Below are 13306 nucleotides of genomic sequence, written 5' to 3'. Positions count from 1 at the left end.
ACCGCTGATAAAAAACAGAAGGCCTGACTATAAAAAAGCCATAAATCAACCGTGGATAACTACCAAAAAAATATCATTAGGAATAATAATTAAAGATGATTAAACGCAGGGTTAACTATTTATTTCGGCACAATGGATACCTGACCTGTCATTTTTTTAAATTATCGAGACCGCCTATCTATGAAAAATAATAATAATGGACTGACTTACCGTCACGAAACAGAATTGACTATTTGCTCTACACACTGGGAATACGGCCAGATTGATAACATTCAGGTCAGCGGCGCTCATCTGGCCCAGCTTGTTCGCCCCCACCACACCCTGATCGTCTATGACAGCTTTCAAGCGCCTGACGGCGGTAACACTGTCCATGGCGACATTTGGTTCGACCAAAAACGCATCCCCTGCAAACGCGTGATTGGCCAGGTCGCAGACTTGATCCCCTGTGGTTGTGGCTTTGAAGCTATGACCTATATGGAAGGCACTCTAAAATATACCGCCATTTCGGTTTCTCCCGCGCTGATTTCGTTATTCCCTGCCGGCGAAACGGGGTTGGATCTTGAACCGATCGCCAATATACGCAGCCCGCTGATCAGACAACTGTGCGCCAGCCTTAAAACCACCACCGATGAATTGCATGCCTCGTCCCTGATGCTGGCATTGCTGACAGAAACTTCACAGCACCTGCGAGCGTTGTCCACGGCCGCGCACACTCACGAAGCACTCTCCAAAACACAACGTGAGCAGTTGGCCAGCTATATTGAAGAAAACCTGGGGGAAACTATCACACTCCAGGCTCTGGCCCAGCTCACTGAGTTGAGCACGTTCCATTTTTCCCGGGTTTTTAAACAGTATTTCGGCCTGCCCCCCTATCAGTATGTGCTGCACCGACGTTTGGAACGTGCATATCAACAGGTGATCAATAGCACATTGTCTTTAACGGCGATCTCTGCCCAATGCGGTTTTAGCGCTCCGGCCCAGTTTAGTACTCAGTTTCGTCGCCAGTTCGGTCAATCCCCCTCATCTCTGCGACACCAGTGAAAGTGGGGGCTATCGTTTTTATGGGGGTTGCAGGCTAAAACGTAATATCCGCCAGCAGAAGTAAAATGGGCGCAACCGAGATGCGCCCATGTTTGTTTAATGCGCTCGCTGTATTGGGCCAGGACTCTCCTCCGGCCGGTGCTGATAATTAAAGGTCAGCGCGAAAATAACCCCCAGTACCAGCGTATATAAGGCGAAGATCAGCCAGATACTCTGCCAGTCTTTGACACCGTTGTGGGTAAAGAAGTCCACCACTTCGCCACTGGCAATGGCCCCCAGATAGGCGCCAATGCCATTCACCATGGTCATGAACAGCCCCTGCGCGCTGGCACGAATACGGTGATCCGCCTCTTGCTCCACGAAGATAGCCCCGGAGATATTAAAGAAATCAAAGGCACAGCCGTAGACAATCATCGAAAGCAGCAGCAAGACAAAGCCGAAACCGGCCGGGGTGCCATAGGCCAGGAACAGGAAACGCAGCGTCCAGGCCGCCATGCTGATTAACATCACCTGTTTGATGCCGTATCTGCGCAAGAAAAACGGGATGGTGAGGATGAAGAATACCTCGGAGATTTGTGACAACGACAACAGCACCGCCGGGTATCTGACGCTTATGCTGTCCTGATACAACGGGTTATTGGCGAAATCGTGCAGGAACGGGTTACCGAAGGTGTTAGTAACCTGCAGTGCCGCCCCCAACAACATGGCAAACAGGAAAAACAACGCCATGCGCCGTTGGCGGAATAACACCAGAGCATCCAGGCCCAGCACGCTGAACCAGCTTTTCGACTTTTCCACCTTACTGGTCGGGCAATTCGGCAGCGTCAGCGAATAACCGGCCAACAGCAGCGACACCCCGGAGGCCAGATACAGTTGCATATTGCTGAGTTCAATTCGGCTAAAACCGATCAACCACATCGCCACGATAAAACCGACGGTGCCGTAGACCCGCACCGGCGGGAAATCTTTCACCGTGTCGTAACCGTGCTTTTCCAGACAGAAATAGGAAATGGCGTTGGAAAGCGCAATGGTCGGCATATACACCATGGCGTTGAACAGCATCACCCAAAACATCAGCATCGGTTGTTCAACCTGGGCGGCACAGTACAGCGCACCCGCACCGAGCAGATGACACAGGGCATACAGGTAATTGGCCTTGATCCAACGATCGGCAAGAATGCCCGCCAACCCCGGCATAATCAGCGCTGCGATACCTTTGGCGCTGTATACCATACCCACCTGCAGACCACTGAAATGCAGGGTGTTAATCATGTAAGATCCGAGCGTAACCAGCCAGGCACCCCAGATAAAGAACTGCAGAAAGACCATCACCTTCAGTCGCGTTTTTATTGCCATCACCATCACCTTATTATTTTGATTAAAACGATGATTCGCACGGCAGGGTTCCCGCCCCCTGCCGCGAGGGGTTTTACAGCATTACAGCGTTTTGAAGAACTCACGGATCAGGCGCATAAAGTCCTCTGCCGCCAGCGCCGCACAGCTCAGCGTTTGCTCATGGGACAGCGGCGTATCCGACAGCCCTTCGGCGTAGTTGGTCATCGCCGACACCACCAGCACTTTCAGCCCACAGTGACGCGCCGAGAGCACTTCCGGCACGATCGACATGCCGACCACGTCACAACCCAACGTTTGCATCATGCGGATTTCCGCCGGGGTCTCGAAGTTGGGCCCGGTGTAAGCGGCAAATACCCCTTCAGCCAGCGGAATGCCCACGTTTTCTGCCACCCGTGCCAACTGACCGCGCAGTTCGCGATCATAGGCGTTAGCCAGACTGAAGAAACGCGGGCCAAAACGCTCGTCGTTATCGCCCACCAGCGGCGACTCAGGCATAAAATTGATGTGATCGGTGAGGGCCACCAGGCTGCCTGGTGCCACCGACTGGCGCAACGAACCGGCAGCGTTGGTGGCCAACAGGAATTCACAGCCCAGCAGTTTGAAAGTACGTACGGCGGTGGTCATCACCTGCATGCCACGCCCTTCGTAGTAGTGGCCGCGCCCTTTCATGCACAGTACCGGTACGCCCTCCAGCCAACCGGCAACCAGCTGCCCTGCATGACCCACCACGCTGCTGACCGGGAACCCTGGCAGTTCGGCATAGTCGATGGTCAGAGTATCGGTCATCACCTCCGCCAGTGCGCCCAGCCCGGAACCCAGAATCAAAGCGGCGCGCGGCTGGAAGCCCGGCAGTCGGGTGCGGATCACTTCAGCACAGGAAAAAGCATCTTCTTGATTAAACATTGTATTCTCTTCTATGAAGGGGAGGTGATCCCCATAGTAGAGAGCGAGGTGCAGCGGCGACCAATACATTATTGGCGGCCGATTTATTCCATTTACCTATAAATTGGTAGTCACAGGAGGCCATCATCAGCATCAAACAGCCCAAACCCCTGCCCGATCCCAGTCGGATTAATTTCCGTCTGCTGCACTATTTCCGCGTGGTGGCGGAGGAGATGAACTTTACCCAGGCGGCACTGCGGCTGAATATTTCACAGCCGCCGCTCAGCAAACACATCAAAGAGCTGGAGAGCCAACTGGGCGTGGAGCTATTCAAACGTACCACCCGCTCGATGGCACTAACGCTGGCAGGCCGCACGCTGTTTCAAAACGTAGAAATGCTGCTGGACCAGGCCGGGCATGCGCTGAACCAGGTGCAACAACTGGGCCGTGGTGAGGCCGGGCATATGGTGGTCGGCATGGTCGGCACTTCGGTGTGGGGTGGGCTGATACCGGCGCTGAAGCGCTTTGCCGGGCAAACGGCCAACGTCACATGGGCATTAAACGAATTGACCCCCAGCCAGCAAATTACTGCGCTGCAGAAACGTCATATCGATATTGGTGTCTGGCGGGAGGCCAGGCAGCAGGTACTGCCGGGGTTGGCGAGCCAACTGCTGGCCCGGGAGAATATTGCGGTGGTGCTGCTGCTGGACCACCCACTGGCGCAGGCAGAAAGCCTGCCGCTCGCCGCGCTACGACATGAAAAATTCATTGTGTTGCCGCCACACGAGGCCAGCCTGGGCCTGTATCTGCATAATCTGTGTCTGCAGCAGGGTTTCAAACCGGATATCGCCTATCAGGTCAACGAACCGCAAACCCTGATGGCGCTGGTGGCAGAAGGCTATGGCATCACGCTGTTGCCGGACAGTTACGGCCGTATTCCCTGGCCCGGCGTGCGTTTTTGCCCGCTGCAGCAGGCGCCGTCAGCAGATCTGTACGCCATTTATCATGCCGACAGCGCAACGCCGGTGGTGCAGGCGTTTCTGGAGATGCTGCGTACGGCTCCCCAGGAGAAGCCTCTGCAACCAACTTAAAGCGCAGGCTGCACCATAAACTGGCCGGCACTGCCGCGATCCGCCATCTCCAGCGTTTGGCTGTAGAACAGGAACGGGAAATGTTCCGAAGTGGACTGATTGAAGTAGACCAGCAGTTCGACGTCGCCGTCGATCCATACCGTGTCCTTCCAGCCGCGATCTTCCGCCATCGGCTGCGCACCGTTGACCCGTTTCACCAGGAAGCGTACGCCCTGAATATGGAACGCCTGCGGCGTATCCGCATGGATATTCCAGCGCTCCCAACTGCCCTGCTGGGTTTGTACATCGATACGGTTCATGTCCCAGACGGCCCCGTTGATCCCGGCCTGGCTGTCGCCCAGACGGAATTCGCGGGTGCGGCTAACGCTGCCGTCCAGCAGTTCATCCGCCAGCAAACGCATCGGCAGATTGTCGGTTACCAGCGGCAACAAGCCGGTCGGTTTCAGCGTCAACACCTGGGTAGAAACCAGGATGCTGGAAGGCTCAATCAGCCCGCGCAGGCGATCCATAATGCCCGCAGCTTCACCGGCGCTGATCGTCACCTCATCACCTTTCGACATATCGATCAGCACCTCGCGGCGCTCACCCGGTGCCAGCGAAAGCTGTTGCACCGCTACCGGTGCCGGCAGGAAACCCTGATCGCTGGCGATTACGTTTAGTGGCCGACCGTCACTCAGTTGCAGCATGTAGCGACGTGAGTTGGAAGCATTAAGCAGGCGCAGGCGCACCCAACCGCGGGAGACTTCGACAAAGGGATTTTGTACACCGTTAACCAACAGCGTATCGCCGACAAAGCCGCCCTGCGACGGGGGGTCATATTCCGGTGTGCCGAAGTTATCCAGTCGCTTGTCCTGAATGATCAACGGGAAATCATCGACGCCATAGTGGTTCGGCAGCGGCAATGCCTTGCTGACTTCATCCTCAACCAGCCACAGCCCGGTCAGGCCGTTGTAAACATGCGGGGCCATGCGGTTGGGCGTACTGGCGTGATACCAGCAGGTGGCCGCACTCTGGCGGATAGGTAACACCGGTGACCAGTCAACGTTAGGAGACATCATGCGCGGCGCGCCCCCCGTCAGGGTACCCGGCACCTGCAGACCGCTGATGGTCATCGCCACCGGCTCCGGCAGGCGGTTGCTGTAGATCAGCTTGACGTCATCACCGTTGTAAACCCGCACCGTCGGCCCAAGGTACATGCCATTAATGCCCCACACCGACGTCTTGCGGTTATCCATAAATGCCCAGTGGGCGCGCTGCAAGGTTAAAAACAGCGGCTGGCCGCGGCGGGACTCCAGCAACGGGGGAATAGGTAATGGGGTCTGCATTCCGCTCGCCTCAGCCCTCAGCGGCACGGCTCCTGCGCACAGCGCCAAGCCCGATGCCTGAATAAACTGACGTCGACTGAGTGACATATTTTCTCCATGAAAAGCAATGATTAAACCCTGTGCAAAAACCGGGCCCCTGTTAATCAGATTAGCAGGAGCCCAGTCGCTAACGGCGTTTGACGCCGTTTAAAAGTCCATTCTTTGAAGCCGGTAGGGATATTATTTTCCAGTCGCATTACGCTGGGCGACTTCCGCGTCCAGCTCAGCAATTTTCGCCAGCATCAGCTCATGGCAATGGGCCGCCAGTTCACGCACATTTTCTCTGCCGTAATTACTGATATCGATCGGCTCCATCACTTCTACGATCGCATGGCCGTTATTCCAACGGTTAAGATTAATTTTACCGCTGGTGGTGGAGACGCAGATTGGCACAATCGGCACCCCGGCAGCGATAGCCGCGTGGAATGCGCCGGTTTTAAACGGTAACAACCCACGCCCGCGACTGCGGGTGCCTTCAGGGAACATCCAGACCGAAATATCACGTTTCTTAAACTGTTCGGCCACCTGGGCAATGGTGCCGTGTGCTTTGGCGCGGTTATCACGGTCAATCAGCAAGTTACCGGTCACCCAATACAGTGGGCCGAAGAATGGGACCCACAGCAGGCTTTTTTTACCCACGGTCACGGTACGCGGCTGCACCGCTTTGGCGGCCGTCACCATATCGTAGTTATTCTGGTGGTTGGCAATATAAATGCAGTTGCCGTTTTTGGCCGCATCGGCCGGCACGCGAACTTCCACTTTCAGACCAAATAGCCCGGACAGGCGGCCAAACAGGTGACCGAATGTCGCCACATGGCGGGGATCGCGGGGACGGAAAAATAAACAGTAAATAGAACCGAAAATGCACACCAGCAGACAATACAGGGTGGCGAGCACGGCACGTAAAATTAATAACATAACAACCTCATTAGCACACTGCCGGCGCAGCCTGAAACGCTGCGCAGATCCCTTTACTCATTCTTTGATTGCAGGGTTCGAAAACCTGCCCTGCCTTTTTTTGCTATTTTCCCGCCAGCCGACGAAACGCACAATAATTTTATGCCGGGAAATGTTAACTATTTGAAAATAATTGCCGCTGGCTGGAAATAAAGCGGGCGCAGCATGCTGCGCCCTTGGGGTTATCCTGCCGTTACAGGCTTACTCTTCGCTGTCGCCGGTAGGCGCACGCGCCGGGGCATCGACCTCTACGCGGTCGATTCGCTGCAGGCCTCGTGGCAGTGAGGTGCCTTTACGGCCACGTTCCGCCCGGAACTTCTGCAAATCTTCCGGACGCAGCGTCAGCTTGCGTTTACCCACATGCAGGGTCACAGAGGTTTGCGGCGGCAGTACGAACAGCCATGCCAGCTTGTCTTCACCGGATGCGGCCTGGGCCGACGGGATAGAAACAATCTTGTTACCCTTGCCCTTCGACAACTGCGGCAGGTCGGCAACCGGGAAGAACAGCATACGCCCGGCGGCAGTGATCGACAGCAGCATGTCATCGTCACCGTGGATTTCCATCGGCGCCAACGCTTTGGCGTTATCCGGCAGAGTAATCATTGCCTTACCGGCACGGTTACGCGCCACCAGATCGTTGAAGGTACAGACGAAGCCGTAACCGGCGTCAGAAGCCATCAGCAATTTCTGGTCGTCTGCGGCCATCAGCACTTGCTCAATGGTTGCACCCGGCGGTGGCGTCAGCTTGCCGGTCAGTGGCTCTCCCTGCCCACGTGCCGAAGGCAGCGTCAGGGGATCCAGTGCGTAGCTGCGCCCGGTGGAGTCGATAAACACCACCGGCTGGTTAGTCTTGCCGCGTGCCGCACTGCGGTAGCTGTCACCGGCCTTGTAACTCAGGCCGCTTGGATCGATATCGTGGCCCTTGGCGCTGCGTACCCAGCCCATTTCAGACAATACGATGGTCACCGGCTCCGATGGCACAAAGTCGTGCTCGCTCATCGCCTTGGCTTCTGCACGCTCGGTAATCGGTGAGCGGCGATCGTCGCCGTAGGCCTGCGCATCGGCCTGGATCTCTTTTTTGATCAGGGTATTCAGCTTGCGCTCAGAGGCCAGCAGCGCCTGCAGTTGATCGCGCTCCTTGGCTAACTCATCCTGCTCACCGCGGATCTTGAATTCTTCCAGCTTCGCCAAATGGCGCAGTTTCAGTTCGAGGATCGCTTCGGCCTGGGTATCGGAAATGCCAAAACGCTGCATCAGTACCGGCTTGGGTTCGTCCTCGCTACGGATGATGTGGATCACTTCATCGATATTGAGGAACGCCACCAGCAAACCTTCCAGGATGTGCAGGCGTTTCAGTACTTTTTCCAGACGGTAATTCAGGCGGCGACGCACCGTATCGCGACGGAATGCCAGCCACTCGGTGAGGATTTCCACCAGCCCTTTCACCTGCGGGCGGTTATCCAGACCGATCATGTTCATGTTGATACGGTAGCTGCGTTCCAGATCGGTAGTGGCAAACAGGTGATTCATCACCTGATCCAGATCGATACGGTTGGAGCGTGGCACAATCACCAGCCGCGTAGGGTTCTCGTGATCGGATTCATCACGCAGATCTTCGACCATCGGCAGCTTTTTAGCGCGCATCTGACTGGCAATCTGCTCCAGCACCTTGGCGCCGGAAACCTGGTGCGGCAAGGCGGTGATCACCGCGCTACCGTCTTCTTTATTCCAGACGGCGCGCATGCGTACCGAACCGCGGCCGTTCTGATAAATTTTGCGGATTTCTTCACGCGGGGTAATGATCTCGGCTTCGGTCGGGTAGTCCGGGCCCTGTACGAACTCGAGCAAATCTTCCAGCGAAGCGCCCGGTTGGTCGATCAACGCCACCACGGCGGCGGCCACTTCACGCACGTTGTGCGGCGGAATATCGGTCGCCATACCCACGGCAATGCCGGTGGTGCCGTTCAGCAGAATGTTGGGCAGGCGGGCCGGCAACATCTTCGGCTCCTGCATGGTGCCGTCAAAGTTCGGCACCCAATCAACGGTGCCCTGGCCCAGCTCGGCCAGCAGCACTTCCGCGTATTTGGACAGGCGGGATTCGGTATAACGCATCGCGGCGAAGGATTTCGGATCATCCGGCGCCCCCCAGTTCCCCTGGCCGTCTACCAGTGGATAGCGATAAGAGAATGGCTGCGCCATCAACACCATGGCTTCATAGCAGGCACTGTCGCCGTGCGGATGGTATTTACCCAGCACATCACCCACGGTACGGGCGGATTTTTTAAATTTGGCGCTGTTGCTCAGCCCCAACTCAGACATGGCGTAGATGATGCGGCGTTGTACCGGCTTCAAACCGTCACCAATGTACGGCAACGCCCGATCCATGATGACGTACATGGAATAGTTCAGATAGGCGTTTTCAGTGAATGTGTGCAGCGGTAAACGCTCTACACCGTCATGAGTCAGATCACTCATTACTCAATTATCCTCAGACCGTGGCTTGGCAATCCCTGGACGACAAAGGGTTGATTCTGTCCGCGATAGTAACTCATCAGCGGGGTGGCTGTCACAGATGGCGCAGCAATCATCCGGTGTGGCCGGTTCATCTGCCGATTTTATGCAAAATTTCGCTATCTCACGGCGCATTTATTGACTCACAGTCAACACTGTTGTGCGCTGGATCCCATTTTTACTTACATTGCTAAGCATTACACTCCCTGTCAGCGAAATGTTTTCCGCACCTGACGCGGAGGACATCACATATTTTAACTCTGACAGGTGCCGTGAAAGATGAGCAATATCCTGATTATCAATGCTAAAAAACAGTTCGGTCATTCTAACGGCGAACTCAACCAAACGATGAGCGACGTGGCGGAAACTTATCTGCGCGATGTGCAACACCAGGTGCAAGTCACCGTGGTCGACGACGGTTACGACATCGAAGCCGAAGTGCAAAAGTACCTGTGGGCCGACGTGGTGGTCTATCAGATGCCGGGCTGGTGGATGGGCGAGCCGTGGATCCTGAAAAAATACATCGACGAAGTGTTCACCGCCGGGCACGGCAGCCTCTACGCCAGCGATGGTCGCACCCGCTCCGACGCCGGCAAGAAATACGGTTCTGGCGGCCTGATCCAGGGCAAGAAGTACATGCTGAGCCTGACCTGGAACGCCCCACTGGAAGCCTTTACCGACCCGGAACAATTCTTCCACGGCGTCGGGGTTGACGGCGTCTATCTGCATTTCCACAAGGCCAATCAGTTCCTGGGTATGGAAGCGCTACCGACCTTTATCTGTAATGACGTGATTAAACAACCGGATATCGACAGCGACATCGCACGTTATCGCGAGCATCTGGCCGAAATTTTTGCTTAACTGGCACTGTGCACGTCAATCAACGAGGTAGTGATGATCACCGTAATTGCAGAAATCAAAACCAAACCTGGCCACCGTGAAACGGTTCTGAAGGCGATTGAGAAACTGGTCCCGCTGGTGCTGGCAGAAGACGGCTGTAGCGAATATACGCCAATGATCGACAGCCACACCCAGGCGCCATGGCAGAAACTGTCGCCGGACTCGGTGTTTATGCTGGAGAAATGGGCCAGCCAGGCGCACCTGGAAAAACACCTGGATATCGCTCACATGCACCAGCATCGTGACACCATCAAAGACAGCGTGCTGGGCGTGACCATTCACGTACTGGGTAACGCACTGTAATCCCTCTGAGGGGCCGCCCTATGGCCCCTACAGCGTCTGCGCATCAATATGCGCACTGACGTAGTCGAGAAAACAGGTAATACGCGCCGCCAGTTGGGTATTGCGGTAATACACCGCATTAATCGGCTGGCGCACATCTAACGTCTCCTGCTCCAGCAACGGCACCAGCCGCCCGCTACGTTGATCGTCACGCGTCATAAAATCAGCCAACTGCACGATCCCTTCACCACGCAACGCCAACTGCCGCAACGTTTCACCGCTGGAGGCCGATATTGTCGGCGTGATGGCAAAATGCTGCGCCTGCTGATAGCGCAACGGCCACAGATTGAGTGATTCCGGCTGAGTGAAGCCGAGCAGGCAGTGATCGCGCAGTGCTTCGACGCTGGTGGGAGTGCCGTTACGTGCGAGGTAATCCGGACTGGCGAGAATACGTAAGCGGCTGGCACCCAGCAGGCGCGCATGAATAGTCGAATCCCGCAGCGCACCGATGCGAATGGCAATATCGGTGCGTTTCTCCAGCAGATCGATAATCAGGTTGTCGGTATTCAGTTCCAGCTCAATTTGCGGATAACTTTGGCGAAAGCCAGCCACCAAGGGCACGATTACGTGTTCCATAAAGGGGGCGGCGGCGTTGACCCGCAGCTTGCCGGCCGGGATCAGCCTGCGCAGCGCCATCTGTTCTTCGGCGTTCTCCACCGAGCGGATAATTTCTCGCGCATGGCTGAGGAAGTTTTGGCCTTCTTCGGTCAGCTCCAGCCGACGCGTGGTGCGGCGCATCAAAGTTGTATCGAGTTTTTTTTCCAGCCGACTGAGCGCACGGCTGATACCGGAGGTGGTCTGACCGAGCTGTTCAGCGGCAGCCGTGATAGAGCCGCTGTCAACGACGGTGGTGAACGCCAGTAATTCTTCGAGGGTGATTTTCATGCATTCCGCCCAAAGTCATCGGGCGCCGCATGCAGCGCCTGCGGGAAGAAAGCCCGGCGGGGAGCCGGGCCTGTCGGTCAGGCAGACAGCTCGGCCATATCGCCTTTGTCCTGCAGCCAGTTGCGGCGGTCTTCGGAACGCTTCTTGGCCAGCAACATGTCCATCATCGCCAACGTCTGATCCACGTCTTCGTCGCTCACCGTCAACTGCACCAGACGACGGGTATTGGGGTCGAGCGTGGTTTCGCGCAATTGCGGCGGGTTCATCTCACCCAACCCTTTAAAGCGCTGAACGTTTGGCTTGCCCTTTTTGCGTTTCAACTGTTCCAGCACGCCGGCCTTTTCTTCTTCATCCAGCGCGTAGAACACCTCTTTGCCGAGGTCGATACGGTACAGCGGCGGCATCGCCACATACACGTGGCCACCCTTCACCAGCGAACGGAAGTGGCGCACAAACAGCGCGCACAGCAGCGTGGCAATGTGCAGGCCGTCGGAGTCCGCATCCGCCAGGATACAGATTTTACCGTAGCGCAGTTGGCTGAGATCTTCGCTGTCCGGATCAATGCCGATCGCCACCGAGATGTCGTGCACTTCCTGCGAAGCCAGGACTTCGTCTGAGGAGACTTCCCAGGTATTCAGGATTTTACCTTTCAGCGGCATGATCGCCTGATATTCACGATCGCGTGCCTGCTTGGCTGAACCGCCCGCCGAGTCCCCTTCCACCAGGAACAGTTCGGTCATGTTCAGATCCTGCGACGTACAGTCGGCCAGTTTACCCGGCAGTGCCGGACCGCTGGTCAGCTTCTTGCGCACCACTTTTTTGGCGGCACGCAGACGGCGCTGGGCGCTGGAAATAGCCAGCTCAGCCAGCTGTTCCGCCGCCTGTATGTTCTGGTTCAACCACAGGCTGAAGGCGTCTTTCACCACGCCGGAAACAAAGGCCGCACACTGACGTGACGACAGACGTTCTTTGGTCTGCCCGGCGAACTGCGGATCCTGCATCTTCACCGACAGCACGTAGGCGCAACGGTCCCAAATATCTTCAGCGGACAGCTTCACGCCGCGCGGCAGGATATTGCGGAATTCACAGAACTCGCGCATGGCGTCCAGCAAGCCCTGGCGCAGGCCGTTAACGTGGGTGCCGCCCTGCATGGTCGGGATCAGGTTGACGTAGCTTTCGGTCAGCAGTTCACCGCCTTCCGGCAGCCACAGCAGTGCCCAATCTACCGCCTCGGTATCACCAGCAAAGTTGCCGACAAACGCCGCTTCCGGCAGGGTGATCAGGCCGTTAACCGCTTCCATCAGGTAATCGGTCAGGCCGTCCTGATAGCACCAGCGTTGCTCGGTGTTGTTCAGCTTGTCGATGAAGTAAATTTCTACCCCAGGACACAGTACCGCTTTGGCTTTCAGCAGGTGGCTGAGACGCGAGACCGAGAAACGCGGGCTGTCGAAAAATTTCTCGTCAGGCCAGAAATGGATGCTGGTGCCGGTATTGCGTTTGCCGCAGCTGCCGGTCACCGCTAGATCCTGCACCTTGTCGCCGTTTTCAAAGGCAATGCTGTAGACGTTGCCGTCGCGCTTGACGTTGACTTCTACCCGGGTCGACAGGGCGTTAACCACCGAAATCCCCACGCCGTGCAGGCCGCCGGAGAACTGGTAGTTTTTATTGGAGAATTTACCGCCCGCGTGCAGACGACACATGATCAACTCAACCGCCGGTACGCCTTCTTCAGGGTGGATATCCACCGGCATACCACGGCCGTCATCGATCACTTCCAGTGACTGATCGGCGTGCAGGATCACGTCGATGCGCTTGGCGTGACCGGCCAACGCTTCATCGACGCTGTTATCTATCACCTCTTGGCCGAGGTGATTGGGGCGCGTCGTGTCGGTATACATGCCGGGACGACGGCGCACTGGTTCTAGACCGCTGAGTACTTCAATGGCATCAGCGTTATAGCTGGATTGAGTCATCGTT

The 13306-nt window shown here is 56.3% G+C and carries 11 protein-coding genes; 4 read left to right on the top strand and 7 right to left on the bottom strand.

All coding sequences use genetic code 11. The features are described from left to right. Nucleotides 1-180 precede the first annotated feature (180 nt). Nucleotides 181-1041: a helix-turn-helix domain-containing protein gene (locus OC597_RS10470; RefSeq protein WP_262208635.1), complete on the top strand. Its 861-nt coding sequence runs from the start codon at nt 181-183 to the stop codon at nt 1039-1041. A 96-nt stretch (nt 1042-1137) separates the two neighbouring features. Here the strand turns inward: OC597_RS10470 and OC597_RS10465 are convergent, their stop codons facing one another. Beyond that, nucleotides 1138-2397 carry a nucleoside permease gene (locus OC597_RS10465; protein ID WP_261257648.1) on the bottom strand — a complete coding sequence of 420 codons (1260 nt, stop codon included), beginning with the start codon at nt 2395-2397 and terminating at the stop codon, nt 1138-1140. 81 nt (nt 2398-2478) lie between these two features. Continuing rightward, entirely contained in the window at nt 2479-3300 is an 822-nt protein-coding gene (gene xapA / locus OC597_RS10460) for a xanthosine phosphorylase (RefSeq protein ID WP_262208633.1), read from the bottom strand. Nucleotides 3301-3449: 149 nt separating this feature from the next. Between xapA and OC597_RS10455 the strand changes: the two genes are divergently transcribed. Then, entirely contained in the window at nt 3450-4370 is a 921-nt protein-coding gene (locus OC597_RS10455; protein WP_410071709.1) for a LysR family transcriptional regulator, read from the top strand. Here OC597_RS10455 and ftsP read toward each other — a convergent pair. The 3 genes from ftsP to parC form a co-directional block, all read right to left on the bottom strand. After that, nucleotides 4367-5782, bottom strand: coding sequence for a cell division protein FtsP (gene ftsP / locus OC597_RS10450; protein WP_261257653.1), 1416 nt, complete (start codon nt 5780-5782; stop codon nt 4367-4369). The two genes, OC597_RS10455 and ftsP, sit on opposite strands and share 4 nt — an antisense overlap. Before the next feature lie 132 nt (nt 5783-5914). Then, nucleotides 5915-6652: a 1-acylglycerol-3-phosphate O-acyltransferase gene (locus OC597_RS10445; protein ID WP_261257655.1), complete on the bottom strand. Its 738-nt coding sequence runs from the start codon at nt 6650-6652 to the stop codon at nt 5915-5917. A gap of 240 nt (nt 6653-6892) precedes the next feature. Continuing rightward, on the bottom strand, nt 6893-9166 hold the full coding sequence (gene parC, locus OC597_RS10440; protein WP_262208630.1) for a DNA topoisomerase IV subunit A: 2274 nt from the start codon (nt 9164-9166) through the stop codon (nt 6893-6895). Nucleotides 9167-9481: 315 nt separating this feature from the next. Here parC and OC597_RS10435 point away from each other — a divergent pair, with 315 nt between their 5' ends. Both OC597_RS10435 and OC597_RS10430 read left to right on the top strand, forming a co-directional pair. Then, nucleotides 9482-10063, top strand: coding sequence for an NAD(P)H-dependent oxidoreductase (locus tag OC597_RS10435; RefSeq protein ID WP_261285317.1), 582 nt, complete (start codon nt 9482-9484; stop codon nt 10061-10063). Between the two features lie 33 nt (nt 10064-10096). Then, the gene (locus OC597_RS10430) at nt 10097-10405 is read left to right on the top strand and encodes a putative quinol monooxygenase (protein WP_261257660.1); all 309 of its coding nucleotides are present in this window, start codon (nt 10097-10099) and stop codon (nt 10403-10405) included. A 27-nt stretch (nt 10406-10432) separates the two neighbouring features. On the opposite strand, the gene OC597_RS10425 is transcribed toward OC597_RS10430, so the two are convergent. After that, nucleotides 10433-11329, bottom strand: a complete 897-nt coding sequence (locus OC597_RS10425) for a LysR substrate-binding domain-containing protein (protein ID WP_261257662.1) — start codon at nt 11327-11329, stop codon at nt 10433-10435. 77 nt (nt 11330-11406) lie between these two features. Then, entirely contained in the window at nt 11407-13302 is a 1896-nt protein-coding gene (gene parE / locus OC597_RS10420) for a DNA topoisomerase IV subunit B (RefSeq protein WP_012146962.1), read from the bottom strand. Nucleotides 13303-13306: the final 4 nt, after the last annotated feature.

It is taken from the genome of Serratia proteamaculans, from assembly GCF_946227095.1.
GTDB classification, from domain to species: domain Bacteria; phylum Pseudomonadota; class Gammaproteobacteria; order Enterobacterales; family Enterobacteriaceae; genus Serratia; species Serratia proteamaculans_E.
Note: the sequence above shows the minus strand (reverse complement) of the source record. Positions and strands in the feature narration are given on the sequence as shown.

Excerpts from the sequence above, each read along its gene's own strand:
- OC597_RS10430 (WP_261257660.1), top strand. The coding sequence starts at position 10,097 with ATGATCACCGTAATTGCAGAAATCAAAACCAAACCTGGCCACCGTGAA.
- OC597_RS10425 (WP_261257662.1), bottom strand. The coding sequence starts at position 11,329 with ATGAAAATCACCCTCGAAGAATTACTGGCGTTCACCACCGTCGTTGAC.
- xapA (WP_262208633.1), bottom strand. The coding sequence starts at position 3,300 with ATGTTTAATCAAGAAGATGCTTTTTCCTGTGCTGAAGTGATCCGCACC.
- OC597_RS10470 (WP_262208635.1), top strand. The coding sequence starts at position 181 with ATGAAAAATAATAATAATGGACTGACTTACCGTCACGAAACAGAATTG.
- OC597_RS10435 (WP_261285317.1), top strand. The coding sequence starts at position 9,482 with ATGAGCAATATCCTGATTATCAATGCTAAAAAACAGTTCGGTCATTCT.
- ftsP (WP_261257653.1), bottom strand. The coding sequence starts at position 5,782 with ATGTCACTCAGTCGACGTCAGTTTATTCAGGCATCGGGCTTGGCGCTG.
- OC597_RS10465 (WP_261257648.1), bottom strand. The coding sequence starts at position 2,397 with ATGGCAATAAAAACGCGACTGAAGGTGATGGTCTTTCTGCAGTTCTTT.
- parC (WP_262208630.1), bottom strand. The coding sequence starts at position 9,166 with ATGAGTGATCTGACTCATGACGGTGTAGAGCGTTTACCGCTGCACACA.
- OC597_RS10445 (WP_261257655.1), bottom strand. The coding sequence starts at position 6,652 with ATGTTATTAATTTTACGTGCCGTGCTCGCCACCCTGTATTGTCTGCTG.
- parE (WP_012146962.1), bottom strand. The coding sequence starts at position 13,302 with ATGACTCAATCCAGCTATAACGCTGATGCCATTGAAGTACTCAGCGGT.